We start from the raw sequence: 19,588 nt of genomic DNA, 5'->3' as shown, positions 1-19,588 counted from the left end.
AGAGCAGGCGACCGGGCGTCAGTCCGGCAACTTCTGCGAGTGCTTCAGCGCCGGGGCGAACAGGTCCCCCACGGCATCCAGGCGCTTCTTCAGCGTGCGGAGGTTGAAGCGCGCGGGGTCCAGTCTCCGCGTCACCTCGCTCCATTTCAGGGGCGCGGAGAAGGGAGCGGCCTCGCGTGCGCGCAGCGAGTAGGGCGCGACCACCGTCTTGCCGCGCGCGTTCTGTCCCGCGTCCAGATAGAGCCGTCCCTTGCGCGCGCTGATGCTTCGCGTGGTGGTGGCCAGGTCCCCCAGCCGTGCCTCCAGCGCGTGGGCCAGTTGGTTCGCATGGGCCTGGACCTTCGCGTAGGTGTGCCCAGGGCCCAGCGGTATCAGGACATGCAGGCCGCGTTTGCCGGAGGTCTTCGGATAGCTCTCCAGGCCCTGGTCCTCCAGCAGCTCACGAAGCGCGAGCGCCGTCGTCACCACGTCCGACCAGCCGCCCTCGCCCGGGTCCAGGTCCATCACCAGGAAGTCCGGCTGCGAGAGCTTGGGTGCATGGCTCAGCCACATGTGGAGCGTGAGCGCGGACTGGTTGGCGAGCCAGAGCAGGGGCTCCTCGCCGTTCACATTCACGTGGCGCAGCGTCTTGTCCACATGGCGGACGCGCAGCGTGGGCACCCATGCAGGGGTGCCGGACAGCTCGTGTCGGAAGAAGCCGGGGGCCTCGATGCCAGCGGGCCACTGCTGCACGGAGATGGGTCGGTCGGTGAGGATGGGGACCAGCAGCGGCGCCACCTCGCGGTAGTAGGCGAAGACGTCCGCCTTCGTCAGTCCGCTGCGCGCGAAGAGGACACGGTCGCCATGGGAGAGCTTCGCGCGCCCGGACTCCGGGGCCTCACGATGTTCGGGCGCGGAGGTCCGCGCCGCCTGCGCTCTGGGCGCACGGAGCGCTCCCGTGGTGCGGGGGCGTGCATTGGGGCGGTTCACGTCCCAACGGTTGGCATCCGGGGAACCTGTCGCAATGTCGGGCGCGCCTGGGGGCATGCTCTTCCGCCCGGAGCCGCCAGGCAACCGAGCCCCGTCCGGCCCGCCGACTCATCCAGCGCCTCCCGAAGCCTCACGGTGTCAGGATCAAAGCGCGGACACCCTGGCTGACAGCGAGCGAGCGCATGCGCATCTGTATTCGGGAGGATGCATGGGCACCGAGGCCGTGGGCTGGTTCAGTTCCTTCGTCTTGTTGATGACCTTGGGAACGCAGATCCACAAACAGTGGAAGTCGGGCTCCAGTCAGGATGTCTCCAAGTGGCTCTTCGTGGGGCAGATGACGGCCTCGCTGGGCTTCACCGTCTACAGCGTGCTGGTGGGCAACTGGGTCTTCGTGGTGACGAACGCGCTCTTGCTGGTGAGCGCCGTGCTCGGGGAACTCATCGTCCTCAAGCACCGTCGGGTTGCTCGCCGTGACGACGCGCTCCCCTTGAGGCCCGCGCACCCGCGCCCCTGAGCTGCTGCCCGCTCGCCCGGCGCGAGGGCGGTCGGACCCGGGACTTGAGGGACGGGTTGGCCTTCGGGAAGAGACTTCTCACATTGCACACGTCCCTGGCGCGGAGGAAGTCGACATGGCCGAGAAGTCCGAAGTGGCACGGCTGCGAAGCCTGGCCCAGCTCGACGCGGATGCGGTGGGCGCGTACGACGCGGCGCTCGCCCGAATCCCGGAGCCGCTGGTCCGTGAGCGGCTCGGCGAGTTCCGCGCCGACCACCTGCGCCACGTGCGGGAACTCAATGGCTTCATCCACCACTTCGGCGGCGCGCCGGTGGACCTGCGTCCGGACCTGAAGGGCGCGGCGATGAAGGGGCTGACCGCGATGTCCAGCATGATGGGCACCGAGGCGGCGCTGGTGGCCATGCTCGGCAACGAGGAGTTCTCCAACCGGGCCTATGACCTGGCGCTGCGCTTCGACTGGAGCCCCGACGTGCGCGTCCTCATCGAGCGCCACCGCGAGGACGAGCGGCGTCACATCCTGTGGATTCGTGAGGCCGTCCGGACCCGTCCCTGGGAACGGGCCTCCGCCCATGATGGCTCCGAGGTCCAGGCCTGACCCTGTCTCTCCGGAGGCAGGGCTCCTGGCCGATATGCGAGCCACATGCCGTCGTTCTAGTCTCCCGGAGACGGGTTCCTTGGAGGCGGCATGATGCGCTTGGCCACTGTATTGGCGTGTGTGTTCATGGTGACGGGCTGCGCGGCCCATCGCGGTGAGCTGGACTACCCGGACCGTGAGGCCGTCTACGACCGGCCGCTCGCCGAGATGTGGCCCGAGGTCCGGGGGTTCTTCACCCGCAACGAGCTGTCCTTCCGCGAGGACAAGGGCAGCATGGTTCTGGAGACGGAGTGGCGGCAGGAGTTCGGCGGCTCGAGGATTTCGGGCTTCTTCCACCGGTACATGGTGGTGGGCCGGCGAGAGACGCCCACGTCGAGCAAGCTGCAGATCTTCCGCATCACCAAGAGCGTGAACAAGACGCTGTCGCCGCCGGGCAACCAGATTGACTGGGGTGTCAACCGCAACATGGGTGGGCCCAACCAGGAGGACAAGGGGCAGAGCGTGGAGGACTTCGAGGACCGGCTGGCCTTTCCGCGAGGGGAGAACGGCTTCTTCGCGGAGTCGGGTCAGGGCCAGCGCGACATGGTGATGGAGTGGCGGGTGTTCCGCGAGGTGGCGCCGCTGCTGGCGAAGGAGGAGAACGCGCCCCAGCCGGTGCGGGTGGCCAAGGCGCCGGACGCGAAGGAAGCCCCGTCGCAATTCGCGGTGGAGTGCGGGCTGCCCATCATCGGTCTGGGCAAGCAGGCGAAGCCGGGCGCGGTGTTGCTGCTGGGAGAGATGCACGGCACGCAGGAGGTGCCGCGCTTCGTGGCGCAGGCGTCCTGTCAGGCGACCGTGGCGGGAATCCCCGTGACGGTGGGTCTGGAGCTGCCGTTGGAGAACCAGGGCCGCGTGGACGCGTTCCTGGAGAGCCAGGGTGGGGAAGAGGACTGGCTGAAGCTGATGGAGGCCCCTTTCTGGCGCAGCCCGTATCCGGACGGCCGAGGCAGCGCGGCGATGGCGAACATGCTGGAGCACCTGCGCCAGCTGCGCGCGCAGGGCCTGGATGTGGACGTCTTCGTCTTCGACCACCCGAAGGCCAACGGCCAGCAGCGCGAGGACGCGATGGCGGGCACGGTGGCGTTCCAGGTGGAGTCGAGCCCCCAGCGCTTCCACATGGTGTTGTCGGGGAACATCCACGCGCGCACGAAGCAGGGCCTGCCGTGGGACAAGAAGCACCGGCCCATGGGCCTGCTGTTGAAGCAGCGGCTCGACAGCGTGGTGTCGCTCGACATGGCGTACGACACCGGCACGACGTGGATCTGCTCGGTGGACTCGAAGGGCGTGCGGGACAGGCTGGACTGCGGCGTGCGCGAGGCGAAGGGCAAGGACAACGGCGAGCGTTACTTCGTGCACACCTGGGACTCCACGAACGCGGAGGGCTACCACGGGGTGTTCTATGTGGGCGCGGTGAACGCGTCCGCGCCGGCCATCCGACTGGGTGAGCAGGGACCGGGCAAGGAGGGCAGCAAGAGCCCCTTCGCGCGGGAGGAAGGGAAGCTCGCGTCCTCGCACTGAGCCGTGGCGATATGGTGCCCTCCTGGCTCCGTTCCATTTCGGGAACGTGATGCCCGGAGGGTGGATGCGCTCGGTACTCTACGCGGTGGTGTTGTTGGCCTGGGGCTTGGGGGGCTGTGCGGCTCACCGAAGCGACCTGGAAATCCCGGACCGTGAAGCCATCTACGACCGGCCGCTCGCGGAGATGTGGCCGGAGGTCCGAGGCTACTTCACGCGCAACGAGCTGCCCTTCCGCGAGGACAAGGGCAGCATGGTGCTCCAGACGGAGTGGCGGCAGGAGTTCGGCGGCTCGAGGATTTCGGGTTTCTTCCACCGATACATGGTGGTGGGCCGGCGCGAGACGCCCACGTCGAGCAAGCTGCAGATCTTCCGCATCACCAAGAGCTCCAACAAGACGCTGTCACAAGGCGGCAGGGAGCTGGACTGGGGCGTCTCGCGCGGTGTCGGACTGGGGCCCACCGGTCAGGAGAGCAGCGCAACGCATTCGATTTCGGAAGGTGAGCAACCCCTGACCAGTGCCGAGGACTGGGAGGAGGTCATGGACACGCCGCGGGGCGAGAACCTCTTCATCGAATCGGCGCAGGCCCAGCGAGACCTGTTGATGGAGTGGCGGGTGTTCCGCGAGGTGGCACCGCTGCTGGCGAAGGAGGAGAACGCGCCCAAGCCGGTGCAGGTGGCCAAGGCCCCGAACGCGAAGGAGGCGCCGTCGCAAATCTCCATGGAGTGCGGGCTGCCCATCATCGGCCTGGGCAAGCAGGCGAAGCCGGGCGCGGTGCTGATGTTGGGCGAGCTGCACGGCACGCGCGAGGTGCCGCGCTTCGTGGCGCAGACCTCCTGTCAGGCGACCGTGGCGGGCATTCCGGTGACGGTGGGCCTGGAGCTTCCGTTGGAGAACCAGGGCCGCGTGGACGCGTTCCTGGAGAGCCAGGGCGGGGAAGAGGACTGGTTGAAGCTGATGGAGTCGCCGTTCTGGCGCAGCCCGTACCCGGATGGCCGTGGGAGCGAGGCGATGGCGAACATGCTGGAGCAGTTGCGCCAGTTGCGCTCGCGGGGCCTGGACGTGGACGTCGTCGTGTTCGACCACCCGAAGGCGAATGGTCAGCAGCGCGAGGACGCGATGGCGGCCACGCTCATCCACCAGGTGGAGTCCGCGCCCCAGCGCTTCTATGTGGTGCTGTCGGGCAACATCCACTCGCGCACGAAGAAGGGCCTTCCGTGGAACAAGCAGCACCGGCCCATGGGTCTGATGCTGAAGGAGAAGCTCGACAGTGTGGTGTCGCTCGACATGGCCTACGACACTGGCACCGCATGGATATGCTCGGTGGACTCGAAGGGCGTGCGGGACAGGCTGGACTGCGGCGTGCGCGAGGCGAAGGGCAAGGACAACGGCGAGCGCTACTTCGTGCACACGTGGGACTCGGTGAACTCGGAGGGCTACCACGGGGTGTTCTACGTGGGCGCGGTGAACGCGTCCGCGCCGGCCATCCGCGTGGGTGAGCGAGGGCCCGGCAAGGAGGGCAGCAAGAAGCCCTTCGCGCCCGAAGCGGAGTCTGTCGTCTCCGCGCGCTGAGCCGTGGCGATATGCCACCCTCCCGCTCCCGTTCCATTCCCGGTACGCGATGCTCGGAGGGTGGATGCGCTCAGCGGTGTATACGGTGTTGCTGTTGTCCTTGGGTTTGTCGGGCTGCGCGGCCCATCGCGGCGCGCTGGAGTACCCGGACCGGGAGGCCATCTACGACCGGCCGCTCGCGGAGATGTGGCCGCAGGTTCGGGAGTTCTTCACCCGCAACGAGCTGCCCTTCCGTGAGGACAAGGACAGCATGGTGCTGGAGACGGAGTGGCGGCAGGAGTTCGGCGGCTCGAAGATTTCGGGCTTCTTCCACCGGTACATGGTGGTGGGCCGGCGCGAGACGCCCACGTCGAGCAAGCTGCAAATCTTCCGCATCACCAAGAGCCTGAACAAGACCCTGGCCAACTCGGGCAATCAGGTGGACTGGAGCCCGACCCGGGCCTGGGGCATGGGGGCGACGATTGAGGGCCCGGCCGAGGATTACAAGGCCGAGCCGATTCAGCCAGCGAGCGCGCCGCTGTCGTCGGCCGAGGACTGGGAGGAGGTCATCGCCACGCCTCGGGGAGAGACCTCGTTCTTCGCGGAGTCGGGCCAGGGGCAGCGAGACCTGGTGATGGAGTGGCGGGTGTTCCGCGAGGTGGCGCCGCTGCTGGCGAAGGAGGAGAACGCGCCCAAGCCGGTGCAGGTGGCCAAGGCGCCGAACGCGAAGGAGGCGCCGTCGCAGTTCGCGGTGGAGTGTGGCCTGCCCATCATCGGCCTGGGCAAGCAGGTGAAGGAGGGTGGGGTGCTGCTGCTGGGTGAGGTGCACGGAACGCGCGAGGTGCCGCGCTTCGTCGCGCAGGCCGCCTGTCAGGCGGTGGTGGCGGGCATCCCGGTGACGGTGGGCCTGGAGCTTCCGCTGGAGAACCAGGGGCGCGTGGACGCGTTCCTGGAGAGCGCGGGTGAAGAGGCGGACTGGCTGAAGCTGATGGAGGCGCCCTTCTGGCGCAGCCCGTATCCGGACGGCCGTGGCAGCGAGGCGATGGCGAACATGTTGGAGCACCTGCGCCAACTGCGCTCACAGGGCCTGGACGTGGACGTCTTCGTCTTCGACCACCCGAAGGCCAACGGGCAGCAGCGCGAGGACGCGATGGCGGGCACGGTGGCGTTCCAGGTGGAGTCGAGCCCCCAGCGCTTCCACATGGTGTTGTCGGGGAACATCCACTCGCGCACGAAGCAGGGCCTGCCGTGGGACCAGAAGCACCGGCCCATGGGGTACTTGCTGGAGCAGCGGCTGGAGCATGTGGTGGCGCTGGACATGGCGTACGCCAGCGGCTCGGCGTGGATCTGCTCGGTGGACCAGAAGGGCGTGAAGAACTCGCTCGACTGCGGTGTGCGTGAGGCGAAGGGCAAGGACAACGGCACCCGCTTCTTCGTTCACACCTGGGACTCCACGAACTCGGAGGGCTACCACGGGGTCTTCTACGTGGGCGCGGTGAACGCATCCGCACCGGCGGTGCAGCGCGGCCTGGGGCGTCCGGGCGCGGATGACAACACCGTCCACCCGGCTCCGGACGAGGGCTCGAAGATGGCGTTCGCGCGCTGACAGCCTCGCTGGCGGACCGTGTCGTGGCTGCTGCGGGGCGCGGTCCGCTGGCATACGCTGTCGGGGTGAGCGACATCACTGTCTACCAGCCGGACTTCCTGTACGTGGGAGGCCGGCTCATCGAGGGACGTGCCCTGGCCGTGGGTGCCGGGGGCCGCGTCGTCGAGGCGTCGTCCGTGCCCGCCGGGGCGAGCGTCGTACGGCTCCCGGGCCGCGCGCTGCTGCCGGGGCTGGTCAACGGCCACTCCCATGCCTTCCAGCGCCTGATTCGCGGACGCACGGAGTACGTCGTCTCCGGACGCGAGGCGGATGACTTCTGGAGCTGGCGAGAGGCCATGTATCGCGCCGCCGAGGCCCTGGGCCCCGAGGACGTGTACGTGGCCTCGCGGCAGGTCTTCGTGGAGATGGCGCTGGCGGGCATCACCACCGTGGGCGAGTTCCACTACATCCATCACCAACAGGACGGCACGCCATACGCGGACCGGAACACGCTGGCCCATGCGGTCATCCGGGCCGCGCGGGACGCGGGGCTGCGCATCTGTCTGTTGCGCGTGGGGTATGCGCGCGCGGGCTACCAGGTCGCGGCGAATCCGCGGCAGCGTCGCTTCATCGACCCGGACGTGGACACCTTCCTCGCGTCGGCGGAGTCGCTGGCTCGCGAGGTGCGGGGCGACGCGGCGGTCAGCGTGGGGCTGGCGCCGCACAGCGTGCGAGCGGTGACGAAGGACTGGCTGGCCGCCGTCTCGAAGGCGTCTGGTTTCCCCGTACACATGCATGTGGCGGAGCAGCCGAAGGAAATCGAGGCGTGCCTCGCCGAGCATGGGCGACGGCCGGTGGAGCTGCTGTCGGACCTGGGGCTGTTGAGCGCGGGCTTCACCGCCGTGCATGGCGTGCACCTGACGGACGAGGAGGTGGCCATGCTGGGCACCGCCCGGGCGACGGTGTGCGCGTGTCCTTCCACGGAGCGCAACCTGGGTGATGGCATCGTTCCAGCGGATGCGCTGGTGAAGGCGGGTGCGAGCATCAGCCTGGGCTCGGACAGTCAGGCGCTGGTGGACTTGCTGGACGAGGCGCGTCAGCTCGAAGGCCACCTGCGGCTCGCGAGGCTGCGGCGCGCGGTGCTGGACCCGGGAGGCGGGGAGGTGTCGGGCCTGGCGGCGCGGCTGTTGGGCATGGCCACGGTGGAGGGGGCGCGCAGTCTGGGCCTGTCCACGGGGACGCTGGAGGCGGGCGCGCTCGCGGACTTCTTCACGGTGGACGTGGGGCACCCGTCGCTGGTGGGCGCGGGGCCTTCATCGTTGCTGGCTTCCATTGTCCTGGGTGCTGACAAGGCGGCGGTGCGCGAGGTGGCGGTGGCCGGACGGCTGGTGGTGAGGGATGGCCGGCATCCGCTCGCGGAGGAGAGTGGACGCGCCTTCCAGGCGCTCGCGCGCACGCTGTACCCCTGACGGGGCGTGGGAGACAGGAGTCCCTCCGGGGGCTGGCGCCAGACGCCAGGGGGTGGCATGACGCGGCCACCGGAGGTTGTCTTCATGAGCGACACGCTGCCCGCGCTGCGGGCCACCCTGACGGAGTTGGTGGCGATGGACACCACGTCCGCGCGACCCAATGCCCCGCTCATCGACTATGCGCAGGCGCGCCTGGAGAAGGCGGGCTTCAGCGCCGAGCGTCAGCGGTACACCGACGACGCGGGCGTGGAGAAGGTGAACCTGGTCGCCGTGAAGGGCGGCTCCGGACGTGCGGCGCTCGCGCTGGTGGGGCACTCCGACTGCGTGCCGTTTGATGCGGCGTGGACGGATGCGCTGAAGCTGACGGAGAAGGAAGGCAAGCTCTACGCGCGCGGCGCCTGCGACACGAAGGGCTTCATCGCCTGTGCGCTGCATGCCGCGGAGCGAGCCACGAAGCTTCAGGCCCCGCTGATGGTGGTGCTTACCGCCGACGAGGAAGTGGGGCTGGTGGGCGCCAAGAAGCTGGTGGCGGCCGGCCTGGGCCGCGCGCGCCATGCCATCGTCGGAGAGCCCACGAAGCTCACGCCGGTGCGCGCCAACAAGGGCTATTGCCTGGCGGAGGTGGAGGTGCTCGGCAAGGAGGGCCACAGCGCGTATCCGGATACGGGCGCGTCCGCCATCTTCCGCGCGGGACGCTTCCTGAGCCGGCTGGAGCAGCTCGCCACGACGGTGCTGCGCGAGGAGCTGGACGAGGGCTTCCAGCCGCCCTTCACCACGGTGAACGTGGGCGTCATCCAGGGGGGCAAGGCGAAGAACATCCTGCCGGGCTCGTGCCGCTTCACGGTGGAGTGGAGGCCCATTCCGGGACAGCCGGTGCAGCGGGTGGCCGAGCTGCTGGAGTCCATCCGCCAGGAGCTGGTGCGCGACGAGCCCGCCTACGAGGCCCACATCCGCGTGCTGCGCACGGACCGGGGTGTGAATACGCGCGCGGACGCGGAGGTGGTGCGCTTTCTCGCGGAGGCCAGTGGCAACGCGTCCACCACGGTGCCATTCGGCACGGAGGCTCCGCAGATGACGGAGCTGGGCGCGGAGGCCGTGGTGTTCGGCCCCGGCGACATCCGCGTGGCGCATCAGACGGGCGAGTACGTGCCCACCGAGGACCTGGTGCGCTGCGAGGCCGTGCTGTCGCGCGCCGTCGCACACTTCTGCGGCGAGCAGTGAGGCAGGCCGGGGCGGCGCTCGTCGGAGTGCGCCGCCCGGTTCTCCAGGCCGGAAGTCACCGGTGTGAGGTCACCCACGTGAGTGGCGCTCGCATGAAGTCGTCGCCGGAGCACGTTGGCGGCGGCAGAGGAACCTGAGGGCGCGCGCTTCGTGCGTCGCGAGGCTCACATCGTTGGTGGGTTCACCCACGTGGGCACTGCTCGTGTTTGTCGTCGCCGGAGCGCATGGGCGGGGACAGAGGCACCTGGAGGAAGGGCGCGCGCCTCGTGCGTCGCGAGGCTCCCATTGTTGGGCGCCGCTCGTGTTTTTCATCGCCGGAGCGCATGGGCGGGGACAGAGGCACCTGAATGAAGCGCGCACGTCTCGTGCGTCGCGAAGTTCCCGGCGTTATGAAGACGCCGCCGGTGCACACTCCGTGCTTTCTCTCCGGCCTCTTTCTGGACCGACGACATGAGTTCCTCCGCCGCGACGCCGCGCAACGTCCTCTTCCTGCTCGCCAGTGCCCGTGAGAACGGCAACGCAGAGCAGCTCGCCCGAAAGGCCGCGGAGTCGCTGCCTTCCGGCACGGTGACGGACTGGCTCCGGCTGGACGCCTACCAGCACGAGGCTTTTCGAGACCTGCGCCATGCCCCCGGCGGCTACGCGTCACGGCCCGCGAGCCCGGAGATGCTGGCGCTCGCCGAGCGGACCCTCGCCGCCGACGAACTGGTCATCGTCGCCCCCGTGTACTGGTACAGCCTCCCCGCCAGCGCGCAGTCCTACCTGGAGCACTGGTCCTGGTGGTTCCGGCTGCCAGAGCTGCGCTTCCGCGAGCGCATGCGCGGCAAGGTGCTGTCGCTCGTGACGACCCACTCCTCCGACGAGGATGACGGCGTGGCGCAGCCGCTGCTCATGAGCCTCCAGCTCAGCGCGGATTACATGGAGATGGGGTGGAGAGGCGCCCTCATCGGCCATGGCAATCAGCCCGGAGAGGTGCTCCAGGACCCTCGCGCCATGGCCAACGCTTGTGAGTTTCTCCGGCGTCCCGTGACTGTCGCGAAAGTCGAAGCTGCCTGAACTTTGGGAGTGCGGGGCACTGAATTGACGCGTGCTCCCGTGCGCCGCTAGGTTGCCGCGCCTTCGGACCCGGGGGGCCTGCGAGCGCATTGTGCCGCACGCTGTGTCGTCAGTGATTCTGACGTGTCACGTCCCTCCGGCCATCCGTGTCTGAATTCCCTGGAGGGGGAGTCACATGCAGCGTGGCAGGTGGTTGTTCGCGGTGATGTCGCTGGTGGCGGTGAGCGCGTGGGCCCAGGTGCCCGAGCAGGCGGGTGACTCGGAGGAGGTGGAGGCCCCGGCGCTTCCCGAGCTGCACCCGCAGACCGGTGAGGTCGTGCTGGGAGGCGGCCTGGCGAAGATGGTGGTGCCGGAGAGCTTCGGCTACCTCTCGCCCGAGGAAGCGGAGAAGGTGCTCGTGGAGGTCTGGGGCAACCCGCCCGGCTCCAAGACGCTGGGCATGGTGATTCCGTCGGACGTGAGCGTGGATTCGCCCGAGGGCTGGGGCGTCGTCATCCAGTACGACGACGATGGCCACGTGGAGGATGAGGACGCGGCGGGCATCGACTACGCGGACCTGCTCGAGGAAATGCAGGGGAACACCCGCGATGAGAACGCCGAGCGCGTCAAGGCGGGCTACGGGGCGGTGGAGCTGGTGGGTTGGGCCGCGACTCCGCGCTACGACGCGAGCACGCGCAAGCTGTACTGGGCGCAGGAGCTGGGCTTCGGTGACTCGAAGGAGCACACGCTGAACTACAACGTCCGCGTGCTGGGCAAGGAGGGCGTGCTGGTGCTCAACGCCGTCGCCAGCATGGTGGCGCTGCCCCAGGTGGAGAAGGACATGCAGCAGGTGCTGGCCTTCACCCACTTCCAGCCCGGCCACCGCTACGAGGACTTCGACCCGAGCACCGGCCGCGTGGCCGCGTACGGTGTCGCGGGTCTGGTCGCCGGCAAGGTGGCCGCGAAGGCGGGGCTCTTCAAGGGGCTGATCGCGGTGCTGGTGGCCGGCAAGAAGGTCATCTTCGCTGGCCTCGCGCTGCTCGTCGTCGCGCTGGGCAAGCTGTTCAAGCGTGGCGGCAACGACGGCACGCCGTAATCATCAGCTCGGTGGAGTGCGAGACAGAGGCTCGGGACCCCGCGGTCCCGGGCCTCTTCTCGTTTCGGGACGGCTCAGCTCCGGGGCAGCGAGCAGTGGTCCAGGTCCCTCAGCACCTTGCGTGCCTCGGCGATGAGGTCATGTCCCTGGAGGCCCTGCGCCACGCGGGCGATGAGCTTCATGTCCGGCGTGAGGCGGTAGTAGCCCTTCGAGCGCTGCACCAGCCCGGCGACCTTCGGCCCGTCCAGGAGCGCGTCCGCGCCCAGCGTCACCACCAACCGCTGGGTGCCGACCTCCAGGCCCCTCAGTCGCAAATCGCGCATGTCGATTTTCAGCAGCGTCAGCTCGGACAGGTGGTCCACCTCGTCCGGCGCCTCGCCGTAGCGGTCCACCAGCTCCGCGCGCAGGTCCGTCACCTCGTCGGGGTGGCCGGCCTGACTGAAGCGCTTGTAGAAGACGAGCCGCTGGTGCACGTCGCTGACGTAGTCGTCCGGGATGAGCGCGGGCATGGGCAGCGTGACGTCCGGCTCGATTTGCACCTTGGGCGGCTGGCCCTGGAGCTCCGCGACGGCCTCCTCCAGGAGCTGCGCGTACATGTCGAAGCCAATCTCGGCGATGGCGCCGGACTGCTTCTCGCCCAGCAGGTTGCCCGCGCCGCGAATCTCCAAATCATGGCTGGCGATGGAGAAGCCCGCGCCCAGCTCGGTGAAGTTCTGGAGCACCTCCAGCCGCCGCTGCGCGTCCCGCGTCACCGCCCGACGCGTGGGCACCAGCAGGTACGCATACGCGCGCTCCTTGGAGCGGCCCACGCGGCCTCGGAGCTGGTAGAGCTGCGCGAGGCCGAACTGGTCCGCCCGGTTCACAATCATCGTGTTGGCGCTGGAGATGTCGATGCCGCTCTCGATGATGGCGGTGCACAGGAGCACCTGGTGCTTGCGCTCGGTGAACTCCAACATCACCTTCTCGAGCTGCCCCTCACCCATCTGTCCGTGCGCCACGCCGACGGACAGCTGTGGCACCAGCTCGCGCAGCTGCTGCTCCATGGACGGCAGGGACTCCACGCGGTTGTGCACGAAGAAGACCTGCCCGCCGCGAGCGACCTCCCGCTCAATCGCCTCCTTCACCACCATGGCGTCGTACTTCATGACGAAGGTGCGGATGGCGCGCCTGTCCTGAGGCGGCGTGGCGATGATGCTCATGTCGCGCACACCCGACATGCTCATGTGCAGCGTGCGGGGAATGGGCGTCGCCGTCAGCGTCAGCACGTCAATCTGGGAGCGCCACTTCTTCAGCGACTCCTTCTGCTTCACGCCGAAGCGCTGCTCCTCGTCGACAATCATCAGCCCCAGGTCCTTGAAGGCCACCTCGCCGCCGAGGAGTTTGTGCGTGCCGATGAGGATGTCGACCTTGCCCTCCTTGGCGCGCTTGAGGATGTCCCGCACCTCTGGCGGCTTCTTCAGTCCGGAGATGACTTCCACCGTGACGGGGTAGTCGTTGAAGCGCTTCCTGAAGGAGAGGAAGTGCTGCTGCGCCAGCACCGTGGTGGGCACCAGCACCGCCACCTGCTTGCGGTCCAGTGTCGCCTTGAAGGCCGCGCGCATGGCGACCTCCGTCTTGCCGTAGCCCACGTCGCCGCAGACGAGCCGGTCCATCGGCTCCGGCTTCTGCATGTCCGCCAGCACGTCCTCAATCGCCTTGGCCTGGTCCGGCGTCTCCTCGAACTCGAAGTCCGCCTCGAACTGGGCGAAGTAGCGGTCCGGCGCGCTGAAGGAGTGGCCCGGGTGGGCGCGGCGCGAGGCGGCGATTTGCAGCAGCTCCGCCGCCATCTTGAGGAGCTGTTCCTTGACGCGCTTCTTCGTCTTCTCCCAGCTCGTCGTCCCCAGCTTGTCGAGCTGGATGGTGTCCGGGTTGCCGCCGGTGAACTTCTGGATGAGCCGCATGCGGCCCACCGGCAGGTAGATTTTGTCCCGGCCCGCGTACTCCAGGACGAGGAAGTCCCCGGGCACGCCGTTCACCTGCATCTTCGTCAGGCCCGAGTAGCGGCCGATGCCGAAGTCGGTGTGGACGATGAGGTCGCCTTCCTTCAGGTCCTTGAAGCCCGCGGCGAAGGCATCCAGCTTCTTGCCGCGCTTGACGCGCCGACGCGCGCGGACGCCGAAAATCTCCTCGTCCGACAGCACGGCCAGCCCGCCCGAGCCGTCCACGAAACCCTGGCTCACCTCGCCCGTGAAGAGGTGCGCCCACACCGACGGCTCGTACAGCACCGACGCGTCCGTCATGGGCTCGGTGTGCACCTTCACCATGACGTCGCGGTCCAGCAAGAGCCGCTTGAGCCGGTCCGCCTGGCTCAGCGTGCCGCACGCCACCGCGCACGCGACGCCCGAGTCCCGCCAGCGCTGGAGCCGGTCCACCAGCGGGGAGAGCGCGCCCTCCTCGCCATGGTGCGCGAGAATCGCCTCCCGCAGGTCCTGCGTGCCGCCGAACTGGAAGAGCACCGGCGGCTTCTCGGACTGCGTGAGTGACAGACCTCCACCCTCGACGACGCGATAGCCGCCCAGCAGCTCGGCGACGGCCTCACGCGAGAGGAAGTGCTCGGCCGGCGGGCGCACCAGGTCCTTGCGCTCCTCGGCCGCGACGAAGGTGCGCTCCAACTCGTCCCACAGCGCGTCCGCGGCGCGCCCCAGCTCCAGCGGGTCGTCCAGGTAGAAGACCGGCGCCTCCGGGCTCCACGTGCGCAGGAAGTCGAACACCGTGGCCAGTCCGCCCTCGAACAGCGCGGGCAGCAGGCCCTCGAGTCCGAAGCCGGGCATCCCCTCTCGCAGCGCGTCCAGCCGCTCGCGCAGCTGGATGGTGGGCAGGTTGATGTGCTCGGCCACCTCGCGGGCGGCGGCCTCGGCGCGCGGGCGGGTGTCCTCGGTGAGCAGCAGCTCCCGCGCGGGCACCAGGTCCACTTCCTTCAGCGCGTCCACCGTGCGCTGCGACTCCGGGTCGAAGGCGCGGATGGAGTCGATGGTGTCCCCGAAGAACTCCAGGCGCACCGGCTTGTCGTAGAGCGGGCTGAAGACGTCCAGCAGACCGCCGCGCACGGAGAACGTCCCCACGTCCTCCACCATCGGGCTGTTCTGGTAGCCCATCCGGGAGAGCTTCCGCGCCAGCGCGTCCCGGTCGTACTCCTGGCCCACCACCACCCGGTCCGTGAGCGCGGCCATGACGTCCGGGCGCAGCACGCGGCGGTGCAGCGCGCGCAGGGACAGCACCAGCACCGGGAAGCGCGTGCCTTGCGACAAGTGAAACAAAGCGCCCAGCCGCTCGGTGACGGCGATCGCCTCCGGGGACAGCTCGTCGTAGGGCAGCACCTCGTCGGCGGGCAGGCGCAGCACGCTCGGCCGCAGCAGCGTGCCGGTGCCACCCAGGAAGAAGGCGAGGTCGGCGGCCAGGGCATCGGCTGCTTCCTCGTCCGCCGCCACGCAGACGAGCGGCGCGCGTGCTTCACGGTGCAGGCGAGCCAGCACGTGGCCCCGGGCGGAGCCCTTCAGTCCCTGCGTCCGCGCGCGGTGTCCCGGGCGCAGCTCCGCCAGCAACCGGGCGAAGGTGTCACCCGCCACGAGCGGCACGCCGCCAGGCTGCGCCGCCTCGTCATCCCGCCTCTGTGTGAAAGGAGTGTCCATGAGTGGACCCCTGAGGGCCGCAGGGTAATTAGGGGCATGCCCCTGACAGGTCAACGACAGAGCGCATTGCGTGTCGTGTGTCGGAGCCGACGCGGCCACGAATGCTGTGTCCGCCACGAATCAGCCGTACCTGGGGTGGGTTGGCCGCATGCCCGGGGCAGGAACTACTCTCCTGCAAGGCATCGCTGGGGGGTGCCACACGCCAGCCATGCAATCCGGCCGTTGGAGCAACAGGTTGATGAGCGGGGCGGGCGCACCCCCCTCCGAAGCAGTGATGGTGCTGCGCAGCGTCCGCTCCGCTGGGCACGGCATCCTGGACTTCGAGTGCGTCTCCGCGAATGTCCACGCGGAGCGCTGGCTGGGGCGCGATGAGCGTCCGCTCGTGCGCCAGCGCCTTCTCGAGGAAGCGCCGTGGGTGGGCGAATGTGGCCTGTTCGCCGCGTGTGTCCGAGTGGCGGTGCGCCGCGAGCCGGAGGTGGTGCGTGTCTCCCGCCAGTCCTCCGTGGGGCTCGTCTGGCTGCTGGCGCGAGTGTCGCCCTGGGAGGACGGCGTTGTCGTCTTCCTGGAGGACCTGACGGAGCGGATGGCCGCCGAGGAGACGCTGCGCAGGGACCATGACCTGCTGCACGCCGTCATCGAGAGCGCCACCGACGCCATCTACGTGAAGGACGTGGATGCGCGCTACGTGCTCATCAACCCCGCCACCGCGCGGGCGTTCAATCGGGCGCCGCAGGACATCCTCGGGCGCACGGACCTGGAGCTGCTGGGCGCGGACGTCGCCGGGCCCACGCTGGCGCATGACCGCGCGGTGATGGAGTCCGGCGTCACCGCCACCTACGAGGACTCAGAGGGCGGGCCGGGAAGCGACCGCATCTGGCAGACGACCAAGGGCGTGCTCCGTCGGGGCGACAGCACCGTCTACGGCCTGTTCGGCATCAGCCGGGATGTCACCGCGCGCCGCCGCCAGGAGCTGGAGCGGGACGAGGAGGCGCGCTTCCAGGAGCGCTTCATCGGCGTGCTGGGGCACGATTTGGGCAACCCGCTGGCGGCGGTGCGGCTGTCCGCCGCGGCCCTGCTGGCCCAGGCGACGCTGACGCCGGAGGCGCGGCGCGTGGCGCAGCGCATCGACGGGAGCGCCGAGCGCATGGCGCGGCTGGTGAAACAGTTGCTCGACTTCACCCGCGCGCGCATGGCGGGAGGCATCCCCCTGCGCCCGCGCGAGGTGTGCATGGAGTCGGTGTGCCGTCGCATCATCTCCGAGCTGGAGCCGGCCCATCCCCAGCATCAGGTGGACCTGGAGGTGGATGGCGAGTCGCGCGGCGTCTGGGACGAGGAGCGGCTGGGACAGGTGCTCTCCAACCTGGTCGGCAACGCGCTGCAACACAGCCCCAGTGGCACTTCGGTGCGTGTGCGGCTGGCGGCGAGCGACCCGCTCTTCCAGCGCGTGGAGGTCCACAACCTCGGGCCGCCCATTCCGGACTCGCTGCGCCCGCGCCTGTTCGCGCCCTTCCACCGCGCCACGCCCGAGCCGGGCATGCCCCGGCCCCACCGTCACGGGCTGGGCCTGGGGCTCTACATCGTCTCGCAAATCGTCACGGCCCACGGCGGGTGGGTGGATGTCGCGTCCTCACTGGAGGCCGGGACGTGTTTCTCGGTGACGCTGCCCCGCGTGGTCCAGGCCCAGGACGAGACCCAGACGCGCTGGGCCTGAGCCGAGGGCGCGCCTGCCTGCTCAGTAGCGGCCGTACCGGGCCGCGGCGCGCAGGCGCATCAAGTCGTTGAGGACACCGGGGTCCACCAGCTCCAGCGCCGCGGCTCCGGAGACACCGGCGTAGCGGGAGCGGTAGTCCTCCTCGTCCTCCTCGTCGTCGCCACCCTTGTCGTCGCCGCCCTTGTCATCCCCGTCTCCACCTCCCTTGCCGTCGCCAGGACGCAGCGAGAGGGGCTCGGGCCGGGACACTCCCGGCTCGATTCGCGGGGAGGTCAGGGCATCGGCGCGAACCGAGGCGAACAGACCGGCCATGGACAGGCAGAACACGAGGGCGGTGGAGAGGGTCTTCATGGTCGGCTCCGTTTCTCTGTCCGGCTGACGCGCACCCCGGAGGGATATTCAGCGAGCCGCGGGGCCCTACTTCGCCTTCATGGTGCGGATGTATCCCACCAGCGCGTCAATCTGCGCGGCGGTGAGCTTGTCCTTGAAGGCCTTCATCTTCGTGTTGCGAGGGGAGCCGTCGGCAATCGCCTGACGGATGTCCGCGTCCGACTCGGCCGCCTGCCAGGCAACCTGGCTCATGTCGACGATGGACTCCTTCTTGCCCATCTTGGTCTGCGCCTTGCCGTCGTCGCCGTGACACGACTTGCACTTGGCCTTCCACACGTCCGCGACTTCATCCTCCGCGTAGACGCTCGGGGCCAGACAGAGGCTCATCACCAGGGCAACCCGCTTCATCATCGTCACTGCCTCCTTGGGAGGAGACAACTGTGGCACGGAACGTCGTGCCCGGGGAGTGCCGCTGGCGGCGAGGAGGTCGTCGTCATGGAACCCGCCCACGAGTTGGACGCGCCTCCGGCTACTCAGGCGTCTCAGTGAGGCGGACGGGGCCAGAACGACACGTGGCCCTGGGGAGGCGCGAGCCACACGGACTCCAGGAACCGCACGGCATTGCGGTCCGCGTCGTCATGTTCGGTGGTCTGGTAATGCAGGGTGGCCACCAGCAGCAGCGTCGCGAGACCCGCGGCCACGGAGGGCAGGGCAGGCCAGCGCCGCCCGGGGGGCGTGGCGAGGGTGGCGAGGACCCAACCCGTCACGCCCACCAGGAGGACGAGCAGCAGCACGCCCGCGATGGATTGGGGCACACCGAGGAAGGACAGCACGGAGGGCGGGAAGAAGCCGGCGTGCAGCAGCGGCAACGTCAGACCTCCCAGGGCGTTGGAGACGTCGTCTGGGATGTAATTGACGAAGGTGGCCAGCCCCGTGGTGAGGATGGCGGCTCCGCACAGCATGGCGCCCGCGCCCAGGGCGGTGAGGCTTTGACGCTCGCGCAGGCGCTCCAGCCACAGGCCCGCGGGCAGCAGGAGGAAGGGCACCAGGCCGGTGAGGTGGCGCGGCCCCGTCGTCCAGCCCCAGGAGTCATAGGAGAAGGAGGACGTGAAGTAGAGGTAGCCCGCGAGGAGCGCCGCCGTCATCCACGCCAGGGCGCGCTGCTCGGCGGAGACGTCGGCGCCGCGGCGGAAACGCAGCCGCGAAAGGCCGGGCACGGCCAGCAGCAGGAAGGGGGCGAGCGTGAACAGCCCCCGCAGCGGAGAGACGAGCGACAGGGTGAAGGCGCGCGGGTCCGGCGTGCGGATGCCCAGGAAGCCGCCCAGGTGCCACGGCTGGTAGCCGGAGTCGTTGAGGTACTTGTACCCGCTCGTCAGCGGATGTCCGAAGGTGGCCTGGTGGTACGCCATCAGCGCGAGCACGAAGGGCAGCGCGCCCAGCGTGGCGAGCCCGGCGGCGCGGCCCAGGCCCCGCAAGCGCTCGCGGGCCGGGACGTCGCGGAAGAGGAAGGTGAGCGCGGCGTACAGCACCAGCCCGAGCACCCCCAGGGCGCCGGTGTACTCGGCCGCCACGGTGGCTCCCGCGCACGCCCCCGCGAGGACATAGCCCCGCTCGCGCCACTCCCCGCGCGCGCAGCGCCACAGCGCATAGAAGCCGGCGAAGAGCAGCACCGCCGTCGTCTGGTGGCTCATGAACAACAGGGAGTAGCTGAACGCCAGCGAGCCCAGTCCGTACGTCACGGTGAGGGCGTCGGCGACGGGCGCCGTCAGGGTGGCGCGCAGGTAGCGCCGCACCAGCCACAGCAGGCCCAGCGTGGGCAGCACGGTGAGCCACAGGCGCGAGAAGAAGACGAGGGGGACCTCGGGCACCGGCTCCGGACCCGAGGCCGCGCGCAGCGCGGCGTACACCGGCGCGGCGGCGAACGAGAGCAGCGGCGCCTTGCTGGGGTAGTACTTCCCATCCTTCACGGACAGGTCGCCCACGTAGCCCCGGTCGCGCAGCACCTGGTTGATGTCGAGCGTGCCGTGCTCCACCAGCGCGATGCTCTGCCAGAGCCGACACAGCTCATTGGGTGAGCGCAGCTTCGGGTGGTACGGAAACAACAACACATACAGCGCCGCCAGGGCGGCCCAGACCGCGCGAGGCGCGCCCCGGGAGGCCACGACGGACTTCCCGGTGGGGCCGGGCGCCGAGGACTCCGAAAGGGGCTGCGAGTCGGTGGCCGGCCCTGACGCCAGACTCACGGCGTGGTGCTCCCCGAGGTGTGGTGCGTCGTCGCCGGGAGGCGCA

At 69.3% G+C, this 19,588-nt stretch carries 15 protein-coding genes; 10 read left to right on the top strand and 5 right to left on the bottom strand.

Features of this window, described 5'->3' with window-relative positions:
* Window positions 1-18: 18 nt before the first annotated feature.
* Window positions 19-969, bottom strand: a complete 951-nt coding sequence (ligD, locus tag HUA75_RS30670; protein ID WP_371746231.1) for a non-homologous end-joining DNA ligase — start codon at window positions 967-969, stop codon at window positions 19-21.
* A gap of 208 nt (window positions 970-1,177) precedes the next feature.
* Here ligD and HUA75_RS30665 point away from each other — a divergent pair, with 208 nt between their 5' ends.
* From HUA75_RS30665 to HUA75_RS30625, 9 genes are all read left to right on the top strand, one after another.
* A complete protein-coding gene (locus HUA75_RS30665) occupies window positions 1,178-1,483 on the top strand; it encodes a hypothetical protein (RefSeq protein ID WP_141641757.1) in 306 nt (101 codons plus the stop codon).
* A gap of 115 nt (window positions 1,484-1,598) precedes the next feature.
* Window positions 1,599-2,078 carry a ferritin-like domain-containing protein gene (locus HUA75_RS30660; RefSeq protein WP_141641758.1) on the top strand — a complete coding sequence of 160 codons (480 nt, stop codon included), beginning with the start codon at window positions 1,599-1,601 and terminating at the stop codon, window positions 2,076-2,078.
* 90 nt (window positions 2,079-2,168) lie between these two features.
* The gene (locus HUA75_RS30655) at window positions 2,169-3,635 is read left to right on the top strand and encodes a hypothetical protein (RefSeq protein WP_174488405.1); all 1,467 of its coding nucleotides are present in this window, start codon (window positions 2,169-2,171) and stop codon (window positions 3,633-3,635) included.
* Between the two features lie 64 nt (window positions 3,636-3,699).
* A complete protein-coding gene (locus HUA75_RS30650) occupies window positions 3,700-5,205 on the top strand; it encodes a hypothetical protein (protein ID WP_254627852.1) in 1,506 nt (501 codons plus the stop codon).
* A 64-nt stretch (window positions 5,206-5,269) separates the two neighbouring features.
* Entirely contained in the window at window positions 5,270-6,790 is a 1,521-nt protein-coding gene (locus HUA75_RS30645) for a hypothetical protein (protein WP_141641760.1), read from the top strand.
* A 65-nt stretch (window positions 6,791-6,855) separates the two neighbouring features.
* Window positions 6,856-8,238: a formimidoylglutamate deiminase gene (gene hutF, locus HUA75_RS30640; RefSeq protein ID WP_174488404.1), complete on the top strand. Its 1,383-nt coding sequence runs from the start codon at window positions 6,856-6,858 to the stop codon at window positions 8,236-8,238.
* Between the two features lie 84 nt (window positions 8,239-8,322).
* Window positions 8,323-9,459, top strand: coding sequence for an acetylornithine deacetylase (gene argE, locus HUA75_RS30635; protein ID WP_174488403.1), 1,137 nt, complete (start codon window positions 8,323-8,325; stop codon window positions 9,457-9,459).
* Window positions 9,460-9,909: 450 nt separating this feature from the next.
* A complete protein-coding gene (locus tag HUA75_RS30630; protein WP_174488402.1) occupies window positions 9,910-10,515 on the top strand; it encodes a flavodoxin family protein in 606 nt (201 codons plus the stop codon).
* 175 nt (window positions 10,516-10,690) lie between these two features.
* Complete coding sequence (locus HUA75_RS30625) at window positions 10,691-11,590, top strand: DUF2167 domain-containing protein (RefSeq protein ID WP_174488401.1); 900 nt, start codon at window positions 10,691-10,693, stop codon at window positions 11,588-11,590.
* 74 nt (window positions 11,591-11,664) lie between these two features.
* On the opposite strand, the gene mfd is transcribed toward HUA75_RS30625, so the two are convergent.
* Window positions 11,665-15,258, bottom strand: a complete 3,594-nt coding sequence (gene mfd, locus HUA75_RS30620; RefSeq protein WP_174477313.1) for a transcription-repair coupling factor — start codon at window positions 15,256-15,258, stop codon at window positions 11,665-11,667.
* 238 nt (window positions 15,259-15,496) lie between these two features.
* On the opposite strand from mfd, the gene HUA75_RS30615 reads away from it, so the two are divergent.
* On the top strand, window positions 15,497-16,969 hold the full coding sequence (locus HUA75_RS30615; RefSeq protein ID WP_246137071.1) for a PAS domain-containing sensor histidine kinase: 1,473 nt from the start codon (window positions 15,497-15,499) through the stop codon (window positions 16,967-16,969).
* A gap of 21 nt (window positions 16,970-16,990) precedes the next feature.
* Here the strand turns inward: HUA75_RS30615 and HUA75_RS30610 are convergent, their stop codons facing one another.
* The 3 genes from HUA75_RS30610 to HUA75_RS30600 all read right to left on the bottom strand — a co-directional run bounded on the left by HUA75_RS30610 (window position 16,991) and on the right by HUA75_RS30600 (window position 19,542).
* The gene (locus HUA75_RS30610) at window positions 16,991-17,320 is read right to left on the bottom strand and encodes a hypothetical protein (protein WP_141641766.1); all 330 of its coding nucleotides are present in this window, start codon (window positions 17,318-17,320) and stop codon (window positions 16,991-16,993) included.
* 66 nt (window positions 17,321-17,386) lie between these two features.
* The gene (locus HUA75_RS30605) at window positions 17,387-17,710 is read right to left on the bottom strand and encodes a c-type cytochrome (RefSeq protein ID WP_141641767.1); all 324 of its coding nucleotides are present in this window, start codon (window positions 17,708-17,710) and stop codon (window positions 17,387-17,389) included.
* A 131-nt stretch (window positions 17,711-17,841) separates the two neighbouring features.
* Window positions 17,842-19,542 carry a hypothetical protein gene (locus tag HUA75_RS30600; protein ID WP_174488399.1) on the bottom strand — a complete coding sequence of 567 codons (1,701 nt, stop codon included), beginning with the start codon at window positions 19,540-19,542 and terminating at the stop codon, window positions 17,842-17,844.
* Window positions 19,543-19,588: the final 46 nt, after the last annotated feature.

Origin of the sequence: Myxococcus sp. CA040A, assembly GCF_013336725.1 — a bacterium.
GTDB lineage: Bacteria > Myxococcota > Myxococcia > Myxococcales > Myxococcaceae > Myxococcus > Myxococcus llanfairpwllgwyngyllgogerychwyrndrobwllllantysiliogogogochensis.
Note: the sequence above shows the minus strand (reverse complement) of the source record. Positions and strands in the feature narration are given on the sequence as shown.

What these genes read in the sequence shown, in the direction of transcription:
- HUA75_RS30605 (WP_141641767.1), bottom strand. Translation starts at nt 17,710, where the DNA reads ATGATGAAGCGGGTTGCCCTGGTGATGAGCCTCTGTCTGGCCCCGAGC.
- HUA75_RS30610 (WP_141641766.1), bottom strand. Translation starts at nt 17,320, where the DNA reads ATGAAGACCCTCTCCACCGCCCTCGTGTTCTGCCTGTCCATGGCCGGT.
- HUA75_RS30615 (WP_246137071.1), top strand. Translation starts at nt 15,497, where the DNA reads ATGAGCGGGGCGGGCGCACCCCCCTCCGAAGCAGTGATGGTGCTGCGC.
- argE (WP_174488403.1), top strand. Translation starts at nt 8,323, where the DNA reads ATGAGCGACACGCTGCCCGCGCTGCGGGCCACCCTGACGGAGTTGGTG.
- HUA75_RS30660 (WP_141641758.1), top strand. Translation starts at nt 1,599, where the DNA reads ATGGCCGAGAAGTCCGAAGTGGCACGGCTGCGAAGCCTGGCCCAGCTC.
- HUA75_RS30650 (WP_254627852.1), top strand. Translation starts at nt 3,700, where the DNA reads ATGCGCTCGGTACTCTACGCGGTGGTGTTGTTGGCCTGGGGCTTGGGG.
- HUA75_RS30630 (WP_174488402.1), top strand. Translation starts at nt 9,910, where the DNA reads ATGAGTTCCTCCGCCGCGACGCCGCGCAACGTCCTCTTCCTGCTCGCC.
- mfd (WP_174477313.1), bottom strand. Translation starts at nt 15,258, where the DNA reads ATGGACACTCCTTTCACACAGAGGCGGGATGACGAGGCGGCGCAGCCT.
- HUA75_RS30645 (WP_141641760.1), top strand. Translation starts at nt 5,270, where the DNA reads ATGCGCTCAGCGGTGTATACGGTGTTGCTGTTGTCCTTGGGTTTGTCG.
- HUA75_RS30655 (WP_174488405.1), top strand. Translation starts at nt 2,169, where the DNA reads ATGATGCGCTTGGCCACTGTATTGGCGTGTGTGTTCATGGTGACGGGC.
- HUA75_RS30665 (WP_141641757.1), top strand. Translation starts at nt 1,178, where the DNA reads ATGGGCACCGAGGCCGTGGGCTGGTTCAGTTCCTTCGTCTTGTTGATG.
- HUA75_RS30625 (WP_174488401.1), top strand. Translation starts at nt 10,691, where the DNA reads ATGCAGCGTGGCAGGTGGTTGTTCGCGGTGATGTCGCTGGTGGCGGTG.